Raw genomic sequence first — 19,585 nt, forward strand, 5'->3', positions numbered from 1 at the left:
TCGGCGGCCATAGCGAGAGGGAAACGCCCGGTCACATTCCGAACCCGGAAGCTAAGACTCTCAGCGCCGATGGTACTGCAAGGGGGACCTTGTGGGAGAGTAGGACACCGCCGGACTTAACTTAGAAAAACCAAGAAAGCCACCCTTCGGGGTGGCTTTCTTGCGTTAACCATCGGGATGCGGACATCCGGTGTTCTCGTGCCGTCCATGAACCCGTAGTCTCGTGTGCACGGCCCGAGCCAGATGGGCTCCGCCGGCGAGGAGAACACCATGGCAGATAAGTCACCGAAGAAGACCACCTCGAAGACCGTTGCGTCGAAGTCTCTCAAGGAGAAGCGCGCGGAGAAGAAGACCAAGGCTGCAGGCAAGGCTCGCGACTGATCTTCGCTCCGAGACCCGAGCCGCCGAGACGTCGGACCATCGCAGGATGGACGATCGTCTCGGCGGCTTGTCGGGTTTAAGGGGGTTTCTCCTGACCCTCTCGTTGCCGCGCTTCGAGCGAGCAGAGCGCTGTCGGCTGAATAGACTGGACGGGTGATCGACCCCCAACTTCTTCGCGATAGTCCTGACCTGATCCGTGCGTCCCAAGCCGCCAGGGGGGCATCCGTCGAACTGGTTGACGTGGCCCTCGCCGCCGACGCCAGTAGGCGCAGCGCGATCTCCGAGTCGGAGAATCTGCGCGCGACGCAGAAGGTGCTCGGCAAGGCGGTGGCGCAGGCCACGGGCGAAGACAAGCAGCACCTGCTCGCCGAGGCCCAGAAGTTGGCGGTCGAGGTCAAGGGCCTTGCTCAGCGTGCGGCGGATGCGGAGGCCGAGTTCTCGGCCGCGATGAGCGGCATCCAAAACCCCATCATCGACGGCGTGCCCGCCGGTGGCGAGGAGAACTTCGTCACCCTGCGAGAGGTCGGCCAGAAGCCCGTCTTCGACTTCGAGCCCCGCGATCACCTAGAGCTCGGCGAGAAGCTGCGCGCCATCGACATGACCCGCGGTGCCAAGGTCTCGGGTAGTCGTTTCTACTTCTTGCGTGGTGTCGGTGCGCGCCTCGAGATCGCGTTGATGAACCTCGCCCTCGACAAGGCACTGTCAGAAGACTTCGAGCCGCTGATCACGCCCACGCTGGTGCGCCCGGAGATCATGGCCGGCACCGGATTCCTCGGTGCCCACTCCGACGAGATCTACTACCTCCCCGCAGACGATCTGTATCTCACCGGCACCAGCGAGGTGGCCCTGGCCGGCTTCCACTCCGACGAGATCCTCGACCTGTCCGACGGACCGCTGCGCTACGCCGGCTGGTCGACCTGCTACCGCCGCGAGGCCGGCTCGGGCGGCAAAGACACCCGAGGCATTCTTCGGGTGCACCAGTTCAACAAGCTCGAGATGTTCAGCTACGTGCTGCCGGAGGATGCCGAGGCGGAGCACGAGCGCCTCGTCTCGTTCCAGGAGTCGATGCTGCAGGCCTGTGAGCTGAGTTACCGGGTGATCGACGTGGCCGCCGGCGACCTCGGCTCGAGCGCCGCGCGCAAGTTCGACATCGAGGCGTGGGTGCCCACCCAGGGAACGTATCGGGAGCTCACCTCGACGAGCAACTGCACGACGTATCAGGCGCGCCGGCTCGACATCCGTTATCGCGGGGAGTCGGGCAAGACCACGCCGGTTGCGACCCTGAATGGAACGCTGGCGACGACGCGCTGGTTGGTTGCCATCCTCGAGACCCACCAGCAGGCCGACGGCTCGGTGCGTGTTCCGGTTGCTCTCCAGCCCTATCTCGGCGGTCTCGAAATTCTCGAGCCTGTCGCATGAGCGACCGGCTCCTGATCGCCCTCGACGTCGACGGCACCGTCATGCGCGAAGACGGCGTGATCACGCCCGAGGTGATCGCGGCGGTTCATCACGCCCGCGATCTCGGTCACGAGGTGATGCTCGCGACCGGACGCTCGGTCTCGATGACGCTCCCGGTGCTCGATCGGCTTGGCATCGAGCCGACCTACGTGGTCTGCGCGAACGGCGCCATCACTCTGCAGCGTGACCCAGGTGCGACGACCGGCTACTCCCAGGCCTACGTGGAGACCTTTTCCCCGCGCGAGGTGCTGACTACCATCAGCCAACATCTGACCGACGGACGCTATGCGGTCGAAGACGCCGATGGTCGCTTCCGATACGCGGGCGGCGATTTTCCCGAGGCGGGTATCGAAGCCATCGGGGAGCGAGTCGACTTCGAGGACCTGCTCGACCGGGAGGCGACCCGCGTCGTGGTGCTGTCGCCCGGTCACGACCTTGACGATTTTCTCGCGGTCGTCGAGAAGATGGGGTTGCACAAGGTCAGCTACAACGTGGGCTGGACCGCCTGGCTCGACATCGCGCCCGACGGCGTGAACAAGGCCACGGCACTCGAGCGCGTGCGGGAGCTGCTGGGCTTCGCCCGGACGGATGTCGTGGCGATGGGCGACGGACGCAACGACATCGACATGCTCGAGTGGGCATCCGCGGAGGGGCGCGGTATCGCGATGGGGCAGGCGCCGCTCGAGGTGCTCGACGCGTCGAACGAGACCACCGGCACGGACATCGCCGGTGGCGCGGCGCAGGTGCTCGCCGCGTTGTAACCGGCTGTGGTGGTTGAGCGGCTACGCCTGCCATCTCCGATAGAATCGCCACTGTTCCATGGAGGGCTGTCCGAGCGGCCGATGGAGCCAGTCTTGAAAACTGGTGGGCAGAAATGTCTCGTGGGTTCGAATCCCACGCCCTCCGCAGTAGTTGGTGGCCTGCAGTAGCGAGTCGAGCGCAGGCGGCTAGTTGAGTGCCGGCAGGTCCGCCGGAATCACGCCTGATCCATAGAGATCGGTGGCGAGGTTCTGCAGCGCGAGGAGGGTTGCGCGCTGGATGAACGGCCCGTACGAGATGCGCGCGATGCCGAGATCTTCATACTCGGCGGCCGAGAGCGCACCGGGCAGGCCGATAACGCTGACGGTGTTGCGCCCGAGCTCGGAGACGACGCGCTGCACCGACTCGCGGTCGGTGAGCCCGGGGATGAAGACGAGCGCTGCGCCCTGGTCGAGGAAGGCCCGGCCGCGCGCGATCGCCTCGGTGACGCGCTCATCCAGGGGTCCGGCACCGCGGGCGATAGCGTCCGTGCGCGCGTTCAGCTGAAACGGCACGCCCTCTGCCTCGGCGGCCGCGATGATCGCGCTCACCCGGGCTACCGACTCGTCGAATGGCTTTAGCCGGTCTTCGACGTTCGCACCGACGACGCCGATGGCGATCGCCCGGCGGACGGTCTCGCCCGGCGCCTCATAACCGTCATCGAGATCGGCGGTGACCGGCAGCTCCGTGGCCTTGACGATGAGTTCGATCGCGTCCAGTGAGTCCTGCAGTGGCATGGTGCCGTCGGCATAGCCGTGGCTCGCGGCGATGGAGTGTCCGGCGGTGGCGATGGCCTTGGTGTCCGGCAGGTCGGTGATCACCTTGGTGGAGATCGCGTCCCAGACGTTGACGACGCGGAGGATTTCGGGCGCCTGGTGAAGAGCGCGGAGGACCTCGGCTTTTTCGACGGTAGTCATGCCATAACGCTAGCCCTGGTCGAGGGGAATCCGACAGCTCTTGAGCCTCAACCCCGGGTTCGAGGGCTACCGGGCAATCCCCACAGAGCCCGGATGACCGGCGCACCATTCGCCTCGACCCACTCATCGACCACCGTGGCGACCTCATCGATGCGGCTCGCCACGAAGTAGAGACCGCGGCTCGGCACGCTCGCGCCCAGTTCGACGAGCAGCGGGCGCAACGTCAGCTCCACCGCCAAAGAGTGGGTGAGATCTCCTCCGGTCATCACCGGCACGGCGACGACGCCGTTCAATCCGTTGGTCGGGTAGCGATCGAGGAAGGCCTTGAGCAGGCCGGTATAGGCGGCCTTGTAGGTGGGAGAGGCGACGATAACCAGATCGCTCGTCGCCACGCGCTGGGTCAGGGCTGACACCTCGACCGACGACCAGTCGAAGATCTCGCCGGTGTAGTGCGCAAGATCGATCTCGGTGGCCTCGAACTGCTGCTCGCGCAGCAGCGCCTCGGTGAGAGTGCGCGCGAGGAGCAGGGTCTTGGAGTCGGCCTTGGGGTTGCCGACCAACACGGTCACGGTGAGCATCCGGATCCTCCGATCGGTGACGTCATCACCAGTCTGGGTGATCGGTGGCCACCGGTGATCACCGTGGCGGAGTGTGACGGTGGATTGCGGACGGGGGAGGCGTCTTCCGCGTCAACTCGCGCAGCCGCGACCGTGGCCCTCATGGTGACGGCGTCTAGATTTCGGGGGTGCTGCGGCGTGCATTAGCCTCCCCGAGGAGTGTCTGCAGAGCTGACAAGGGGGCGGGCGATGGGAGCACGAGCCGATCGGCGCGAAGCCGTCACCGGCTACGCCTTCGTGCTACCCAGTTTTGTCGGTTTTCTCGCCTTTCTCGCCGTTCCGATTGCCGTCGTCATCTGGCTGAGCTTTCAGCATTGGGACCTGATCACCCCGGCCCGGTTCGTCGGTCTGCAGAACTGGTTCTCGGTCTTCGCCGACGGGCGCTTCGCTCGCTCGCTCGGTATCACGGCCATCTTCGTCGCTGTCGCCGTGCCGCTGCAGACCTGTTTCGGCCTGCTCGTCGGCGTGCTGCTCAGCCGGAGGGTGCGAGGAAGCGGACTGTTTCGGGTCGCGTTCCTCATCCCGTGGATCTCTGCGCCCATCACCCTCGGTATCGTCTGGAAGTGGATCTTCGCCCCCACCGACGGTCTGCTGAACGCTCTGATCGGCCATCGGGTGGAGTGGCTCGCCAGCCCCCAGCTCGTGCTCGGAACAATCATCTTCGTCGCCGTCTGGTCGAACGTGGGCTACGTGTCGCTGTTCTTCGCGGCGGGCCTCGGCGCGATACCGGAGGAGGTGATCGAGGCAGCGCGCATCGACGGAGCGGGCGGCTGGCAGGCCTTCTGGCGCATCCAGTTGCCGCTACTGCGCCCGACCACCTTCTTCGTGGTGGTGACCGGCCTGATCAGCGCGTTTCAGATCTTCGACACCGTCTACGCGCTCGCCCCCAACGGCGGTCCACAGGGAGCGGCGGATGTCGTTTCCGGCCGGATCTACCACGAGGCCTTCCAGTCGTTCGAGTTCGGTCATGCCTCGGTGATGGCCCTCGTGCTGATGGTCATCCTGGTGATCGCGACAGTCGCCTCGGGCCTGTATTTCAGTAAGCGGACGGTGCACGAGCTGTCATGAGACGACCCTTCCGCCTCGCCGATACGGTCACCTACGTTGTGCTCATCGCCGGTCTGCTGATCACGCTGGCGCCCTTCGTGCAGAGCCTGCTCACGGCCCTGAAGACACCCGAGCAGTTTGCGTCAAGCCCGGTGACGGCGCTGCCGAACCCGGTGACCCTGCAGAACTTCGGAGACCTGCTCGCGCGCTACGGCTTTCTGCGCGCAGCGCTCGTCACACTCGCGGTCGTCGTCACGATCGTGGTGGTGCAGGTCAGCTGCTCCGTGCTCGCCGCATACGCCTTCGCGCGCCTGCGCTTCCCCGGGCGCGACCTGCTGTTCTGGGCCTACCTCGGCACGCTCATGGTGCCGGCCATCGTGACGACGATTCCGCTATACACACTGTTTGCGGGGGCGGGTCTGCGCGACACGTTCTGGGGAATCATCGCCCCGTCTCTGCTCGGCTCGCCGTATGCGGTCTTCCTGCTCCGCCAGCACTTCTTGGCGATTCCGCAGGACCTGCTGAGTGCCGCGACACTGGATGGCGCCGGCGCCCTGCGCACGCTATGGAGCGTGGCCGTGCCGGTGAGCCGGCCCATCATCGCCACCCTGGTCGTGATCACCGCGGTCAGCCACTGGAACAACTTCCTCTGGCCGCTCATCATCACCTCGGGCGGCGACTGGCAGGTGCTCACCGTGGCCACCGCCTCCTTGCAGACCCAGTACAACGGCAACTGGACGCTCGTGATGGCCGCCGCCGTCATCTCGCTCACGCCGCTGCTCGCTCTCTTCCTCGTCTTCCAACGCCAGATCGTGAGATCGCTCGCGATCCGCGGCATCAACTGACAGCCCACCCACCAGCAGGAGAACCCCCCAAATGCGACAGCAATCACGAACACTCGCCCGCGTCCTTGCCGGCGTCGCGGGTCTCGCCGCGCTCGCTGTGGGGGTCAGCGGATGCTCGAGCTCCAGCAGCGCTGACGGCTCGGGCGAGAAGACCACTGTCTCGTTCCGCATCTGGAGTGACGACGCCGTGGCGGCAGCCTACGAGAAGTCCTTCGACTCCTTCACCAAGGCCAACCCCGACATCACCGTGAAGGTGAATCAGATCCCGTGGGCGAACTACTGGGACAAGCTCCGCACCGATCTCTCGTCGGGCGGCGGCGACGACATCTTCTGGACCAACGCCTACAACTTCGCGCCGTACGCCGACAACGCGAAGCTCGTCAACGTGTCGTCGACGCTGAAGAACGAGGTCGTGGCCTGGGAACCCTCGGCCGTGAAGCAGTACACCCGCAAGGGATCGCTCTGGGGTGTGCCGCAGCTGATCGACGGCGGCAAGGTGCTCTACTTCAACAAGGATCTGGTGGAGAAGGCGGGGGTCGACCTTGACGACCTGACCTGGGATCCCGAGCATTCGAACAACGACACTTTCCTGCCCGCGCTGAAGAAGCTCACCATCGACTCGGCCGGACGCACGGCCGACCAGGCGGGCTTCGACGGCTCGAACCTCGCCCAGTACGGCTTCAACGCCTCGAACGACTTCGACGCGATCGTCGGCAATTTCGTCGGGTCGAACGGTGGTCTGTACCAGTCCGGTGGCAAGTACACCTTCGCCAGCAACGCCAAGGCCGAGCAGGCCATCGAATACGTGGTGAACCTGGTCGACAAGTACCACGTCGCCCCGTCTGCGGCAGACACCAACGGCAACGGGGACTTCGCCCGCGACCAGTTTCTGCAGGGCAAGCTCGCCGTCTTCGAGTCGGGCTCGTACAACCTCGCGCTGATCCAGAAGTCGGCGAAGTTCGGCTGGGGGATCGCGCCGATCCCCGCGGGACCGGCAGGCCGCATCCCGGTGACCAACAGCATCATCGCCGCCGGCAATGCCGCCAGCACGCACGCGGATGCCACCCAAAAAGTGCTGCGCTGGATCGGCAGCGAGAAGGGCAGCCTCGCCCTCGGCGCCAGCGGTTCGCTGATCCCCGCGGTCACCGCAGCGCAGGGGTCGTACTTCGACTACTGGAAGAAGCAGGGGGTCGACGCGAAGCCGATCGTCGACGGCGTCGCCGACGGCACGCTGAAGAACGACATCATCCCGAACGCCACGGCCACCTCGGCCGACCTGACCTCGGCTCTCAACGAGATCTTCGCCGGGCGGACCACCGGGTCGATCGCCGCGGCGCTGAAGGCGGCGCAGACCGCCGCCAACGCCGGGCTGACCGAGTAACGCCAGCGGTAGCCACCCCCGGCGGCACAATGACGAACGCCCCTCCCGTCCGCGCGAGCGGAGGGGAGGGGCGTTGACGCCGATGGAATCCGCGTGCTTATGACGTCTGAATATTCGCGGCAGCGACACCGAGCACGATCGACAGAATGATGCCGAGCACGATCAGCACTGCACCGATGACGATTCCCGCCACCGCCGGCGTGTTCTTGTACCCGGCCTTCTTGGACTGGCTGAGGGCGACCGCGCTGATGATCAGGCCGATGAGGTTGAAGAAGATCGCCAGCACGAGGCCGACGATGCCGAGGGTCTTACCCGGGAAGTCGGTTCCCGCTGGTGCTGCTATTGGACTGGTACTGGGCGTGGTCATGAATTCCCCCTTGAGCGAGTGCGGCGATTCCGCTCTCCGGACATGTATAGCGTCGCGCCGACACGGCTGACAACCCCCTCCACTGGTTCATGACTGCTACGTCCCGTTACGGTCACCGAGCAATCGCGAGCCGGAGCGACGATGCTGGACTGATGACGATCGCCCCGGGCTTCTCTCTCGCGGAGGTACGCGCTGGTCGCTCCTCCGTGAAGTGGACCCGCTACGCGCCCGATGTCATCCCGCTTTCCGTGGCCGAGATGGACTACCAGATCGCTCCGGAAATCGCCCAGACCCTGATCGAACGCGTGCGCGCCTCCGACTTCGGATACATCGACGCCCCAGGGCCGCTCTCCGGCGCCTTCGCCACCTTCGCCGACGCTCGGTGGGGCTGGCAGGTCGATCCCGACCGGGTTCGGGTGACCACGGATGTGAGCACGGCCATCGTCGAGACGCTGCGCTATGGCATCCCGCCTGACGGCCGCGTCGTGATCAACCCGCCGGTGTATACGGCCTTCTACGAGCTCATCGATGAGGCACGCGCGAACCGCGTCGAAGTGCCGCTGATTCACCAGGATGCCGCCTGGTCGCTCGACCTGGCAGCCCTCGAGCGGGCCTTCGCCGATGGAGCCGATGCGTATCTGCTCTGTCACCCGCACAACCCGCTCGGTCTGGTGTTCGACGAGCGGGTCCTGGGCGAGATCGCACGGCTCGCGGCGACGTACGACGTGCTTGTTGTCAGCGACGAGGTGCACGCGCCGCTGACCCATCCTGGCGTCGACTTCATCCCGTTTCTCGATGTCGCGGCGGTGCATGGTGCGCGCGCCGTCTGCGTGACCTCGGCCAGCAAGGGATGGAACCTCGCCGGGGTGAAGTGCGCCCTCATGGTGGCAGGCGATGCGCGCACCCTGGCGTTGCTCGACAGCTTTCCCGAGGAGGTCACCTGTCGCACCAGCATCCTCGGACTTCACGCCAACGTCGCCGCCTTCGCCACGACCGGTTGGCTCGACGAGACCCTCGACGCGGTCGTCGCCAACGACCGGCTGCTCGCCGAGCTTCTCGCCGAACTCCTCCCCGCAGCCGTGTACCACCGACCCTCGGCCAGCTATCTGGCCTGGGTCGACCTCCGTGCCTTCGATCTGGGTGAAGACCCGGCGGCCGTGCTCATCGAGACGGCCAGGGTGGCCCTCAATTCTGGCCACAAGTACGGGGCCGCCTACGACGGGTTCGTGCGGATCAACCTGGCCTGCGATCCCGAGATTCTGCGCGAGGCGATCCAGCGGATCGCCGCCAGCATCGCCTGACCCGCGTCAGTCGCGTCCGTCCCGTCAGCTCCGATCGGGGACGACCAGCACGGGGCAGTTGGCACGATCGGCGCACTGGCTGCTCACCGATCCGAGCAGCAGGCCCTGAAAGCCGCCGCGCCCACGCGTGCCCAGCACCAACATGAGGGCGCCAACGGATGACCGCAGCAGAACCTCCTGCGCCCCACCGAAGATTCCGTGTGCCGTGACGTCAACCGAAGGGTGCCGCTCGAGAGCCGGGCGGAGCTGGAGCTCCAGGTCGGCGGAGACCCGCGCGGAGATCTCGGCAAAGGAGGAAACGTATCCCTTGTCCCACACCGATCCCGTCGGCGCCGTGTCGATCGTCCAGGATCGGATGACGGACACTGGAGCGTCGAGATCCTCGGCCAGCCCGAGCGCGATACCGAGCGCGACGTCGGCGTGATGCGAGCCGTCGTGCCCGACGACGATGGTGCCGGCGGCGATCGCCGGAGACGGATCGGCAGGCCCAGCGGGCACCGCGCCAATCACCTGTCGGCCCGAGTCGGGAACCACCAGGACGGGTATTGCGGAGCGGTGGAGACACTCATTGCTCACCGAGCCGAGTAGGAGCCCGGTGAAGCCGCCGCGACCACGCGAGCCGACCACGAGCATCCGTGCATCTGCTGCCGCCGCGCACAAGACGTCGGCCGGTCGCCCAGGGCGAGCCTCGTACTCGAAGACGAGGTCGGGGTGGGTCGACACGACGGAAGCAGTGTCGCTCTCTAGCTCGGCGCGGAAACGCGCGGCAAGCTCCTGGTCGGCCGACGGATAGCCCAGGAGTTCCGTCACCGTGGCCGGGTAGTCATCGATAACGAAGGTTCGAATGATCTCCACGGGCGACCGGAGACGCTCGGCCAGATCGAGCCCGACACTCAGCGCCCGGTCCGCTCCGGACGATCCATCGTGACCGATGAGAACGGATGTCGACGCTTCAGTGCGAGCCATGGGACCGACCATCGCATACCTGACTGTCGTGCACCAGGGCGGCCAGGATTTAAACATTTCTCAGCACCCCGAATTCGCCGATTGTCAAGGCCCCTTCGGGCCGTAGACAGACCTGTAGACGGGTGTTAGAACTTTTCCTAGCAGCCAAGAATGCCCGATTCTCCGCCGCTGACAACGGAGCCAGACTCAACGGAGACAGGGAGCCCATCGTGGCCAGAGTCAAGAATGTGCGCATCGGCGTGATCGTGGTTTCACTCGGCGTTGCGTTGGCTGTGATCGCCCTGCCGTCGGCTGCGACGGCCGCAACGGTGGCTGACGGCCCGATCAATCTCGGCTCGGCAACGCCCTTCGGCGTGCTGGCGGGCAGTGCGGTGACCAATACCGGCCCGACCATAGTGAACGGCGAGCTGGGCGTCAGCCCGGGCACGGCGATATCGGGGTTCCCGCCCGGGACCAGCGGCATCGTGCATCCGACCGATTCCGTGGCCCAGCAAGCGAAGGCCGACCTGTTGACCGCATACAACGTCGCAGCCAGTCTCACCCCCACGACGCAGGGGCTGGGTGACCTGGCCGGATTGTCGCTCACGCCCGGCGTGTATTCGGGCGGCGAGCTGTCGCTGAACGGAACGCTCACGCTGGCCGGCACCGCGACATCCGTCTGGGTGTTCCAGGCGGCGAGTACGCTCATCACCGGCTCGGCAAGTCATGTCGTGCTCACCGGTGGGGCTTCCGCGTGCAACGTGTTCTGGAAGGTCGGCAGCTCAGCAACCCTGGCGAGCGCGACCGACTTCGTCGGCACGGTCATGGCCCAGCAGTCGATCACGGCCGTGACCGGCGCGACCGTGCAGGGGCGGCTGCTCGCCAGTACCGGGGCGGTGACGCTCGACACGAACGTGATCACCACACCGACCGCGTGCGCCGACGCCACCGGCACCCTCATCTCCAGCAGCGACAGCCCGGAGGTCACCTCTGCGGCACCGACCGACGCCACCGTCGGTACCCCGTACTCGTTCACGCTCGTCTCTTCCGGCACCCCGGCGCCGAGCTACGTGATCAGCTCGGGCGCGCTGCCGGCCGGCCTCAGCCTCGACTCGGCGACCGGTGTGATCAGCGGCACCCCGACGACCGCGGGCACGGCGACCTTCACCGTCACTGCTTCGAACGAAGTGGGATCGCCACAGAATTCGATCTACTCGATTGCGACGGCGGCTGCCGCTGCGGCTGCCGCTCCGGCTCCGGCTCCCTCGCCGGTCGTGCTCGACGTACCGGCCGCAACTCTGCCGAACACCGGCACGAACGCCCTGCCGCTCGTTGCCGTCGGTGCGGTGCTGTTCGTCGTCGGATCGGTCATGATCACCCGTCGCCGGGCCCACCGCCACTAGACACAGGCAGAGCGACTCGGGAATGAAATCCGTTGAGAATTGTTATCAATAGTAACAGAAAGGAACCCCATGAAGGTTCGTAACTCCCTCGGTTCTATGAAGTCGGCTCCCGGTTCGCAGATTGTCCGCCGTCGCGGCCGCACGTTCGTGATCAACAAGCTCAACCCGCGCTTCAAGGCCCGCCAGGGCTGATCTAGTCGCAGAAAGAGCGCTCCAGATGGGGCGCTCTTTCTCGTTAACGAGGGTGCTGGCTACCGAAAGCGCCGCAGCCTCAGGCTGTTGGTGACCACGAACACCGACGACAGCGCCATCGCGGCTCCCGCGACCAGCGGGCCGAGCAGCCCGAGCATCGCTAGCGGAATCGCCGCGACGTTGTAGGCGAAGGCCCAGAACAAATTGCCACGGATGACACCGAGCGTGCGCCGTGACAGTCGAACCGCGTCGGCGACGACCAGGAGGTCGCCGCTTACGACGGTGATGTCGCTCGCCGCTATCGCCGCGTCAGTGCCGCCACCCATCGCAATGCCGAGGTCTGCCGCGGCCAGGGCAGCCGCATCGTTGACCCCGTCGCCGACCATCGCCACCACGTGGCCGGCCGCCTGCAGCCCCTGGATCAGCTCCAGCTTTCCCTGGGGGGTCACCGCCGCGTGGAATTCCGCGATCCCGACCTCTGCTGCCACGGCCGATGTCGCGCCGTCGTTGTCGCCAGAGAGCAGCACGGGGCGCAGGCCCAGGGCGCGGAACGCGGTGACTGCTTGCGCGCTGGTCGGCTTGAGGGTATCGCGCACCTCGATGCTGCCGAGGGGGAGCCCGTCACGGCTGACGGCGACGATCGTCGCCGCGCTGTCCACGGCCTCGATTCCGACCCACTCCGGCCGCCCTGCGCGCACGATGCTCCCATCGACGGTCGCCTCCACCCCGTGACCGGGATGCGCGCGGAAGCCCGAGACGACGGCAACCGAGGCCGCGGTGTGCGCCACGATCGCCCGCCCGACCGGATGCTCGGAACCGCGCTCCACGGCAGCGGCGGCGATGAGCAACTCGCGTTCGCTGACGCCGGGGGAGGGATGAACGGCTGCCACAGACATCCGCCCGCTCGTCACCGTGCCGGTCTTGTCGAGCACGATGGTATCGACCACGCGGGTCTGTTCGAGAACTTCCGGCCCGCGGATGATGATGCCGAGCTGCGAGCCGCGCCCGGTGCCGACGAGCAGCGCGGTCGGGGTCGCCAGCCCCAGAGCGCAGGGGCACGCGATGATCAGCGTCGCCACCCCGGCCGTGAAAGCCGCTTCGAGAGAGCCATCGAACAGGAGCCAGCCGACGAACGCGACAAGCGCGAGCCCGATCACGACGGGCACGAAGATCGCCGAGATGCGGTCGGCCAAGCGCTGAGCCTCGGCCTTGCCGCCCTGGGCGGCCTCGACCAGCCGGCCCAGGCGGGCGAGCTCGGTGTCGGCCCCGACACGGGTGACCTCGACCGTGAGCACTCCGCTCGCGTTCACGGTCGCGCCCACGACGCGGTCGCCGACGGTGACCTCCACCGGCACGGACTCTCCGGTGAGCATGCTCTGATCGACGGCAGAGCTGCCGTCGACGACGAGCCCGTCCGCGGCGATCTTTTCACCCGGTCGCACGATGATCACGTCCCCCGGAACGAGGGATGCCGCCGGCACGCCGACCTCGACCCCGTTTCGCAGCAGCGTGGCATTCTTCGCGCCCAACTCGAGGAGCGCCGCGAGCGCCGCCCCCGACTGTTTCTTCGCACGGGTCTCGATGTACCGGCCGCCGAGGATAAAGACAGTGACGGCCGCGGCGACCTCGAAGTAGAGATGCGTGCCCGCGCCCATCCCGACGGACCCGCCGAAGGTCACACCGTAGAGCGACCACAGGTAGGCGGCCAGAACGCCGACACTCACCAGCGTGTCCATCGTGGCGGCACCGTGGCGCAGGTTCAGCGCGGCGGCACGGTGGAACGGCCAGGCGCCCCAGACGACCACCGGGGTGGTGAGCGCCAGGGTCACCCACTGCCAACCGGGAAACTGCAGCGAGGGGATCATCGAGAGCAGCACGACGGGCACCGCGAGGGAGGCGGAGATGATGAGCCGGCGACGCAGGCCGTCTGGCACCGGCGTCCGATCCGCGACCGGCAACTCGGCGGTGTAGCCCGCGGCCTCCACGGTGGCGATGAGGAGCGCAGTATCGACGCCCGGGGCGCGCACCTGCGCTTTCTCGGTGGCGTAGTTCACCGTGGCAGTGACCCCGTCGAGGCGGTTGAGTTTGCGCTCGATGCGATTGGCGCAGGAGGCGCAGGTCATTCCCCCGATATCGAGAGAAAGGGTATCTAGGGAGACGAGCGCGAGCTCGGCCCGGGGAGTGTCAGTCACACCGAGACGAGGTCGTAGCCGGCCTCGGCGACGGCGGCGCGGACATCCGTTTCATCGATCGGAGTGCTGCTGGTCACCGTGACGGTCGAGGCGCCGCCCACGGCGAGCTTGATCGTGACGGCATCGACGCCGTCGACCGCGATCAGTTCTTCGGTGACGCTGGTGACGCAGTGGTTGCAGGTCATTCCGGTGACGAAGTAGTCGGTGCTGATGCTCATTGATGTCTCCCTAGGAACGGACGAGGCGGGCGATGGCCGCCGAGGCTTCGCGGATCTTCTCGTCGGCGACCGGGCCGCCCTCGGCGGCCGCCTCCGCGACGCAATGGCTGAGATGGTCGTCGAGCAGCGACAGGGCGACCGTCTCCAGCGCCTTGGTGGCGGCCGAGATCTGGGTGAGCACGTCGATGCAGTATGTGTCTTCTTCGACCATGCGCTGGATGCCCCGAACCTGGCCCTCCGCGCGCCGCAGCCGCTTCAGGATCTGATCCTTGTTGTCGACGTAACCGACCATGATGTCCCCTTTTTAATACCCTCTCGGGGTATCCACTGTACTCGACGACGGGGAGTGCACGGCAGAATCGAGAGATGTCTGAGATCACCGAAACAGTCGTCACCTTCTCTGTAGGCGACGTCGCCTCGACCGGTCGCATCGTGCACATCGCCGACGGAACGGCCGGGCAGAAGATCGTCGTGCTCGACACGACGGCTGCCCATCCGGTCGACTCGGCCTGGCCCGATCAGGGCGCCGACCGCGGGTCGCTCACGGTCGACGGCAGCACGCTTGCCCTGCTCGATGTCGTGGTCTGCGCGACCGATGGCTCTGGCTTTTTCGCGGGTTCGGACATCCCGGTCAAGAAGGGCGCAGAAGGGTGGACCTTCGTCGTCGGCCATGTAACGGAGACGGATGCCGCGCTCACTCTGGGCACGGAGGTCGCCGTCGAGATCGACCCGGCCTACCGCCGCGCGCTCTCGGCCGGCCACACCGCCTGTCACCTCGCCTCGCTGGCGCTCAACGTCGCTCTGGCCGACGACTGGACCAAGGCGGTCGCCGCCGATGGTCGCGGGGTGGCCAACTTCGATGGAGAGGCGATCGCCAGCTCCCGCATCGAGGAGTTCGGCTCGACCGACGTGTACCGCCTCGGCAAGTCGCTGAAGAAGCGCGGTTTCGACAAGGCCCGCCTGCTGGCGGAGACGGATGCCGTGGCCGCCGCGGTGAACGCGCAGCTGGCCGAGTGGGTCGGCTCCGGTGTCGCCGTCGACATCCGTCGCGAGGGGGACACCCTGATCGCGCGACGCTTCTGGGAGTCTGCACTGCCCGGCGGCGCGGCATCCATCCCGTGCGGCGGCACGCACGTGCGCTCGCTCTCCGAGCTCGCGGCGATCAGCGTCACGCTCGATGCGAGCGAGGATGGCACCGAGCTCACCATGCGCACCACGGCAGTAGCGTCCTGATCTCGAAGGGTCGGGTTCGAGCCGGTCTCTGGTGAGGATCGCCACCGCTCTTTTGGCGGTACAGGTTGTGTACATGTACCATCACGATCATGGACACCGCCTCGTCTGCAACTGAGGTACAGGCCCGTGCAAACCTCAAACGCCACGACGTCGCCGCGGAGCTGCGGCGGGCGATCGTCTCCGGCACCTACGTCTCCGGCGCGCTGCTCCCGGGCGAGAACGAACTCGCCCAGCACTTCTCCGTCAGCCGCGGCACGATCCGCCGGGCACTGGGCCGACTCGCCGCGGACGCCCTGATCGAGACCCGAACCGGCATCGGCTCCTTCGTTATCTTCGACGGGGTCGCTCTCGGTCAAACGCCCAGCTGGGGTCAGGAGCTCGCGGCTTCGGGACTCGAGACGACCACCGAAATCGTCTCGATCGAGCTGGTGACGGATGCTGCCCTCGCCGCGGCGATGAACACCACAGACGAGCGCTTCCTGTCCCTCGTCCGCCGCCGTCGCCTCACGGACGGCACCGCGGTCACGCTGGAGCGCAGCCGTGTGCCCGCGGTCGGCCCGCTCGGAGCCGCACCGACCGACGGACTCATCGACGACTCCCTCACCGCCACGATGGCCGCGGCCGGGCTGTTTCCCCACCACGGCGACCAGTGGATCTCCACCGCGGCGCTCGATCCTGACGACGCTGCTCTGCTCGACCGCTCCGCCGGTGACCTCTTTCTGAAGAGCGCACGCGTGGTGCGCGACGCCGAGGATCGGTTCGTCGAGAACGTCGTGAGCTGGCTGCACCCCGAACATTTCCGCCTGCACACCACCTTCGGAGGACACCGATGACCACCCTCGTCCAGATCGAACACGCGCTCGCCGCGTTCACCGGACTCGCGATCGGCGACGCTCTCGGCATGCCGACCCAATCGATGTCGCGACGGGAGATCGTCGAGGACTATGGCGACATCCGTGGTTTCGTTTCCGCGGGGCCACGCCAGCGGATCGCCGCCGGCATGGCGGCCGGCTCGATCACCGACGACACCGAGCAGGCGATCCTGCTCGGTGAGCTCCTGGTCGACGGCGCAGGCGTCATCGATGTCACCGTGTTCGCCGAGCGCCTGATGAGCTGGGAGGCGAAAATGGCCGCCCGCGGCTCCCTCGACCTCCTCGGTCCCTCCACCAAAGCCGCCCTCGAGCGCCTCGCCGGCGGATCGTCGCCCGCCGAGTCGGGCAGATTCGGTTCGACCAACGGCGCCGCCATGCGCATCACGCCGGTCGGCATCGCGTTCGACGCGTCGAACCTGAGCGCTTTCGTCGACGCGGTCGCCGCCACCAGTGAAGTCACCCACAACACCTCGCTCGGCATCGCCAGCGCGGCCGCCATCGGCGCGGCCGTGAGCGCGGGCGTCGGTGGAGCCAGCGTGCACGAAGCGATCGAGGTCGCCATCGCGGCCGCCGACGAGGGCGCGACCCGCGGCTTCTGGGTGGCCGGCGGCACGATCGCGGCGCGTCTGCGCTGGGCGATCCCGTACCTCAACGAGACCGCGGCCTCGAAGCGGTCGGATGTCCTCACCGACGTGATCGGAACATCCGTGGCATCGCAAGAATCCGTCGTCGCGGCCCTCGCCCTCGTCGCCGTGGCGGAGAGCCCCTGGGATGCGGTCTGCCTCGCGGCCGGACTCGGTGGCGACACCGACACCGTCGCGGCGATGGCCGGCGCTGTCCTCGGGTCGGTAAGCGGGGCATCTGCCTGGCCGGCCGATGCGGTCGAGCAGGTCGCCGCCGTCAACGATCTCGATCTCGCCCCGCTGGTCGATCGCCTGCTCGCGCTGCGCGACTGATCGCCCTATTCATCCAACGACTATCTATCCAACGACGCAGTCTGGAGTCCCCATGTCCACCACCGCGATGCCCACCACCGCGAGAACGCTGAGCGCCGTCGAACAGCGCGGCATCGAGCCGGTTCCCGAGGGCGAGCGCAATGGCAATCCGTTGCAGCTGTTCTGGGTCTGGTTCGCTGCGAACATCTCGATCCTCGGACTGCCGCTCGGTGCTACCCTGATCGCGTTCCAGTTGCTCAACGTCTGGCAGGCGCTGATCGTCGCGCTGATCGGCACGGCCGGATCGTTCGCGCTGGTCGGCGTCGTGTCCATCGCCGGGCGTCGCGGCGGAGCCCCGAGCATGACCCTGTCGCGAGCGGTCTTCGGCCAGCGCGGCAACATCGGGCCGACCATCGTGTCCCTGCTCTCCCGGCTCGGCTGGGAGACGGTGAACACGACCACCGGCGCCTTCGTTCTTCTGTCGCTGTTCGCGCTGCTGTTCGGCACGGCGAGTCAGGCCAAGTCGGTGCCGATCCTCACCCTGGTCGCGATTGCGATCTTCGAGATCTGCACGCTGCTGGTTTCTGGGCTCGGACACGCGGCCATCCTGGTGATCCAGAAATGGGCCACCTGGATCTTCGGGGCACTCAACGTCTTCGTCGCGATCTTCCTGGTCGCCAACGTCGACTGGAACGCGGTCGCCGCCACGCCGGCCGGCCCGATCAGCGCGGTGATCATCGGCATCGGGGTGATCGCCGCCGGCACCGGCATCGGCTGGGCCAACGCCGGAGCAGACATGGCACGGTACCAGCGCACGTCGGTGAAAGCGGCACGACTGGTGGCGTCCAGCGCGGCGGGCGCGGGCATCCCTCTCGTTCTGCTCATCGGGCTGGGTGCGCTGCTCACCACTGGCGACTCGTCGCTGGCCTCCGCGTCCGACCCCGTGGCCGCCATCCGCGATCTGCTTCCGCCCTGGATGGCGGTGCCGTACCTGATCGCCGCGTTCGGTGGTTTGCTGCTCTCTAACCACCTCTCGGTCTACTCGGCCGGGCTCACCACCCTGACCCTCGGGCTGCGGGTCAAGCGCGTCTACGCGGTGGGGGTGGATGTCGTGGTCACCTTCGCCGGATCGATCTACTTCATGCTCGTCGCGGGCAACTTCTACGGGCCGTTCATCTCCTTCATCTCGATCCTCGCCGTGCCGATCACCGCGTGGCTCGGGGTCTTCCTGGTCGACATGATCACGCGGCGCAGCTACGACGCCGATGCCCTGATGGACACCGGCCGTACCAGTCGCTACTGGTACCGGGGCGGCATCGAGTGGCGCGCCTTCGGCAGCTGGGCGATCGCCATCATCATCGGTTTCTCGTTCGCCACGGTCGGTTCGGGCGAGGACGTCTGGTATCGCGGATGGCTGGCGGGCACCTGGCTCGGCCAGAACGGCCTGGCCTGGATCGTCACGATCGTGGTGAGCGGCGGACTGTACTTCCTCTCCGGTGGCGCTCGGGTGTCGAACGAGATCACCGTGGCGCACAAGGAGTCGGCTCATGTCTGATTCGCGGCTCATCTTCACCGGCAACGTGATCGTCGACCTGGTCATGGCGATTGATCGCGTGCCCGAACCCGGCGGCGACACCATCGCCTCGTCGAGCACCCTCACGGCGGGCGGCGGCTATAACGTGATCGTCGCAACACAGCGCGATGGTGTGCCGGTGGTCTTCGCCGGCCAATACGGCACCGGACCGTTCGGGGATGTCGTGCGCACCGCCCTGCGCGACAGCGGCGTCGAGGTGGTGCAGCCCGGTCTCGACTCGATGGACAGCGGCTACTGCGTGGCCCTCGTCGACGCGACCACCGAGCGCACGTTCGTCACCGCGGTCGGAGCTGAGGGGCAGCTCGATCGCGAGCACCTCGACCGGGTCGCCGTCTCGGCCGACGACATCGTCTACGTCTCGGGCTACAGCCTCGCGCATCCGGTCAACGGAGCCGCGTTGCCCGGGTGGCTGGAAGAATTGCCGGCCGAGGCCCGGGTGATGCTCGACCCGTCACCGCTGATCGCGGAGCTCGACCCGCAGCTCTTCACTCGTGTGCTCGCCCGCACCGACATCCTCTCGCTCAACGCCCGCGAGGCCGCGTTGGCGACGGGAACCGATGACCCGGCCGAGTCGCTGCGTCTGCTCGCGTCGAGCATCCGTCGCGGCGGCCTGGTCATGGTCCGCACCGGAGGTGACGGATGCTGGTTGCTGGGCAGCGGCGTCACCGAACCCACCCGAGTGCCCGGTTTCGTCGTCGAGGCTGTAGACACCAACGGTGCGGGAGACGCCCACAGCGGTGTCTTCGTGGCAGCTCTTGCCCGAGGCGAGGAGCCGCTCGCGGCCGCGAGTCGCGCAAACGCCGCTGCGGCGCTCGCGGTGCAGAAGCACGGCCCGGCGACCGCCCCGACTTCCGCCGAGATCGACGCGTTCCTGGAGTCGCGCGGATAG

Annotated in this window: 20 protein-coding genes, 1 tRNA gene and 1 rRNA gene; 15 read left to right on the forward strand and 7 right to left on the reverse strand. The window is 67.0% G+C overall.

Annotated features, from left to right (window positions below):
• From rrf to IV501_RS14945, 4 genes are all read left to right on the forward strand, one after another.
• Positions 1-116: ribosomal RNA gene (rrf, locus tag IV501_RS14930) — 5S ribosomal RNA — on the forward strand.
• A gap of 418 nt (positions 117-534) precedes the next feature.
• Complete coding sequence (gene serS / locus IV501_RS14935; protein ID WP_200557136.1) at positions 535-1,800, forward strand: serine--tRNA ligase; 1,266 nt, start codon at positions 535-537, stop codon at positions 1,798-1,800.
• Positions 1,797-2,600 carry an HAD-IIB family hydrolase gene (locus IV501_RS14940; RefSeq protein ID WP_200557137.1) on the forward strand — a complete coding sequence of 268 codons (804 nt, stop codon included), beginning with the start codon at positions 1,797-1,799 and terminating at the stop codon, positions 2,598-2,600. Before serS ends, IV501_RS14940 begins: the two co-directional genes overlap by 4 nt.
• 60 nt (positions 2,601-2,660) lie before the next feature.
• Positions 2,661-2,745: transfer RNA gene (locus IV501_RS14945), tRNA-Ser, on the forward strand.
• A gap of 41 nt (positions 2,746-2,786) precedes the next feature.
• Here the strand turns inward: IV501_RS14945 and IV501_RS14950 are convergent.
• Together IV501_RS14950 and IV501_RS14955 are read right to left on the reverse strand one after the other, a co-directional pair.
• The gene (locus IV501_RS14950; RefSeq protein WP_200557138.1) at positions 2,787-3,554 is read right to left on the reverse strand and encodes an isocitrate lyase/PEP mutase family protein; all 768 of its coding nucleotides are present in this window, start codon (positions 3,552-3,554) and stop codon (positions 2,787-2,789) included.
• 47 nt (positions 3,555-3,601) lie between these two features.
• Positions 3,602-4,132, reverse strand: coding sequence for an NADPH-dependent FMN reductase (locus IV501_RS14955; RefSeq protein WP_200557139.1), 531 nt, complete (start codon positions 4,130-4,132; stop codon positions 3,602-3,604).
• A gap of 228 nt (positions 4,133-4,360) precedes the next feature.
• Between IV501_RS14955 and IV501_RS14960 the strand changes: the two genes are divergently transcribed.
• Genes IV501_RS14960 through IV501_RS14970 form a run of 3 tightly spaced genes read left to right on the forward strand, consistent with a single transcriptional unit; the run spans position 4,361 to position 7,444 of the window.
• The gene (locus IV501_RS14960; RefSeq protein ID WP_200557140.1) at positions 4,361-5,239 is read left to right on the forward strand and encodes a carbohydrate ABC transporter permease; all 879 of its coding nucleotides are present in this window, start codon (positions 4,361-4,363) and stop codon (positions 5,237-5,239) included.
• Entirely contained in the window at positions 5,236-6,063 is an 828-nt protein-coding gene (locus IV501_RS14965) for a carbohydrate ABC transporter permease (protein WP_200557141.1), read from the forward strand. Before IV501_RS14960 ends, IV501_RS14965 begins: the two co-directional genes overlap by 4 nt.
• Positions 6,064-6,094: 31 nt before the next feature.
• The gene (locus tag IV501_RS14970; RefSeq protein WP_200557142.1) at positions 6,095-7,444 is read left to right on the forward strand and encodes an ABC transporter substrate-binding protein; all 1,350 of its coding nucleotides are present in this window, start codon (positions 6,095-6,097) and stop codon (positions 7,442-7,444) included.
• Positions 7,445-7,541: 97 nt separating this feature from the next.
• Here IV501_RS14970 and IV501_RS14975 read toward each other — a convergent pair whose 3' ends face one another.
• The gene (locus IV501_RS14975; protein WP_200557143.1) at positions 7,542-7,811 is read right to left on the reverse strand and encodes a hypothetical protein; all 270 of its coding nucleotides are present in this window, start codon (positions 7,809-7,811) and stop codon (positions 7,542-7,544) included.
• Positions 7,812-7,963: 152 nt separating this feature from the next.
• On the opposite strand from IV501_RS14975, the gene IV501_RS14980 reads away from it, so the two are divergent.
• Positions 7,964-9,112, forward strand: coding sequence for a MalY/PatB family protein (locus IV501_RS14980; protein WP_200557144.1), 1,149 nt, complete (start codon positions 7,964-7,966; stop codon positions 9,110-9,112).
• 24 nt (positions 9,113-9,136) lie between these two features.
• Here the strand turns inward: IV501_RS14980 and IV501_RS14985 are convergent, their stop codons facing one another.
• On the reverse strand, positions 9,137-10,078 hold the full coding sequence (locus tag IV501_RS14985; RefSeq protein ID WP_200557145.1) for a universal stress protein: 942 nt from the start codon (positions 10,076-10,078) through the stop codon (positions 9,137-9,139).
• Positions 10,079-10,287: 209 nt separating this feature from the next.
• Between IV501_RS14985 and IV501_RS14990 the strand changes: the two genes are divergently transcribed.
• Together IV501_RS14990 and ykgO are read left to right on the forward strand one after the other, a co-directional pair.
• Positions 10,288-11,460, forward strand: coding sequence for an ice-binding family protein (locus IV501_RS14990; RefSeq protein ID WP_200557146.1), 1,173 nt, complete (start codon positions 10,288-10,290; stop codon positions 11,458-11,460).
• 69 nt (positions 11,461-11,529) lie between these two features.
• Positions 11,530-11,652 (forward strand): type B 50S ribosomal protein L36, encoded by a 123-nt coding sequence (gene ykgO / locus IV501_RS14995; protein WP_200557147.1) that lies wholly within the window; start codon positions 11,530-11,532, stop codon positions 11,650-11,652.
• A gap of 59 nt (positions 11,653-11,711) precedes the next feature.
• Here the strand turns inward: ykgO and IV501_RS15000 are convergent, their stop codons facing one another.
• From IV501_RS15000 to IV501_RS15010, 3 genes are read right to left on the reverse strand one after another with little or no spacing between them, the layout of a single operon-like run.
• On the reverse strand, positions 11,712-13,844 hold the full coding sequence (locus tag IV501_RS15000) for a heavy metal translocating P-type ATPase (RefSeq protein WP_307812336.1): 2,133 nt from the start codon (positions 13,842-13,844) through the stop codon (positions 11,712-11,714).
• A complete protein-coding gene (locus tag IV501_RS15005) occupies positions 13,841-14,062 on the reverse strand; it encodes a heavy-metal-associated domain-containing protein (protein WP_200557148.1) in 222 nt (73 codons plus the stop codon). Before IV501_RS15005 ends, IV501_RS15000 begins: the two co-directional genes overlap by 4 nt.
• A 10-nt stretch (positions 14,063-14,072) precedes the next feature.
• Positions 14,073-14,354, reverse strand: coding sequence for a metal-sensitive transcriptional regulator (locus IV501_RS15010; protein ID WP_200557149.1), 282 nt, complete (start codon positions 14,352-14,354; stop codon positions 14,073-14,075).
• Between the two features lie 74 nt (positions 14,355-14,428).
• On the opposite strand from IV501_RS15010, the gene IV501_RS15015 reads away from it, so the two are divergent.
• From IV501_RS15015 to IV501_RS15035, 5 genes are all read left to right on the forward strand, one after another.
• Positions 14,429-15,295 (forward strand): alanyl-tRNA editing protein, encoded by an 867-nt coding sequence (locus tag IV501_RS15015; RefSeq protein WP_200557150.1) that lies wholly within the window; start codon positions 14,429-14,431, stop codon positions 15,293-15,295.
• 89 nt (positions 15,296-15,384) lie between these two features.
• Positions 15,385-16,128 carry a GntR family transcriptional regulator gene (locus tag IV501_RS15020; protein WP_200557151.1) on the forward strand — a complete coding sequence of 248 codons (744 nt, stop codon included), beginning with the start codon at positions 15,385-15,387 and terminating at the stop codon, positions 16,126-16,128.
• A complete protein-coding gene (locus IV501_RS15025) occupies positions 16,125-17,123 on the forward strand; it encodes an ADP-ribosylglycohydrolase family protein (protein WP_200557152.1) in 999 nt (332 codons plus the stop codon). The genes IV501_RS15020 and IV501_RS15025 overlap by 4 nt, the downstream gene beginning before the upstream one ends.
• Before the next feature lie 52 nt (positions 17,124-17,175).
• Entirely contained in the window at positions 17,176-18,657 is a 1,482-nt protein-coding gene (locus IV501_RS15030; RefSeq protein WP_200557153.1) for a purine-cytosine permease family protein, read from the forward strand.
• Positions 18,650-19,585 carry a PfkB family carbohydrate kinase gene (locus IV501_RS15035; RefSeq protein ID WP_200557154.1) on the forward strand — a complete coding sequence of 312 codons (936 nt, stop codon included), beginning with the start codon at positions 18,650-18,652 and terminating at the stop codon, positions 19,583-19,585. The genes IV501_RS15030 and IV501_RS15035 overlap by 8 nt, the downstream gene beginning before the upstream one ends.

The organism is Lacisediminihabitans changchengi, assembly GCF_016634425.1.
Taxonomy (GTDB): Bacteria; Actinomycetota; Actinomycetes; order Actinomycetales; family Microbacteriaceae; genus Lacisediminihabitans; species Lacisediminihabitans changchengi.

Coding starts and splice junctions, on each gene's coding strand:
- IV501_RS14980 (WP_200557144.1), top strand. CDS start 7,964: ATGACGATCGCCCCGGGCTTCTCTCTCGCGGAGGTACGCGCTGGTCGC.
- IV501_RS15005 (WP_200557148.1), bottom strand. CDS start 14,062: ATGAGCATCAGCACCGACTACTTCGTCACCGGAATGACCTGCAACCAC.
- IV501_RS15010 (WP_200557149.1), bottom strand. CDS start 14,354: ATGGTCGGTTACGTCGACAACAAGGATCAGATCCTGAAGCGGCTGCGG.
- IV501_RS14970 (WP_200557142.1), top strand. CDS start 6,095: ATGCGACAGCAATCACGAACACTCGCCCGCGTCCTTGCCGGCGTCGCG.
- IV501_RS15025 (WP_200557152.1), top strand. CDS start 16,125: ATGACCACCCTCGTCCAGATCGAACACGCGCTCGCCGCGTTCACCGGA.
- IV501_RS14965 (WP_200557141.1), top strand. CDS start 5,236: ATGAGACGACCCTTCCGCCTCGCCGATACGGTCACCTACGTTGTGCTC.
- IV501_RS14955 (WP_200557139.1), bottom strand. CDS start 4,132: ATGCTCACCGTGACCGTGTTGGTCGGCAACCCCAAGGCCGACTCCAAG.
- IV501_RS15030 (WP_200557153.1), top strand. CDS start 17,176: ATGTCCACCACCGCGATGCCCACCACCGCGAGAACGCTGAGCGCCGTC.
- IV501_RS14950 (WP_200557138.1), bottom strand. CDS start 3,554: ATGACTACCGTCGAAAAAGCCGAGGTCCTCCGCGCTCTTCACCAGGCG.
- IV501_RS14985 (WP_200557145.1), bottom strand. CDS start 10,078: ATGGCTCGCACTGAAGCGTCGACATCCGTTCTCATCGGTCACGATGGA.
- IV501_RS15035 (WP_200557154.1), top strand. CDS start 18,650: ATGTCTGATTCGCGGCTCATCTTCACCGGCAACGTGATCGTCGACCTG.
- IV501_RS15015 (WP_200557150.1), top strand. CDS start 14,429: ATGTCTGAGATCACCGAAACAGTCGTCACCTTCTCTGTAGGCGACGTC.
- IV501_RS14940 (WP_200557137.1), top strand. CDS start 1,797: ATGAGCGACCGGCTCCTGATCGCCCTCGACGTCGACGGCACCGTCATG.
- IV501_RS14960 (WP_200557140.1), top strand. CDS start 4,361: ATGGGAGCACGAGCCGATCGGCGCGAAGCCGTCACCGGCTACGCCTTC.
- ykgO (WP_200557147.1), top strand. CDS start 11,530: ATGAAGGTTCGTAACTCCCTCGGTTCTATGAAGTCGGCTCCCGGTTCG.
- IV501_RS14975 (WP_200557143.1), bottom strand. CDS start 7,811: ATGACCACGCCCAGTACCAGTCCAATAGCAGCACCAGCGGGAACCGAC.
- IV501_RS15020 (WP_200557151.1), top strand. CDS start 15,385: ATGGACACCGCCTCGTCTGCAACTGAGGTACAGGCCCGTGCAAACCTC.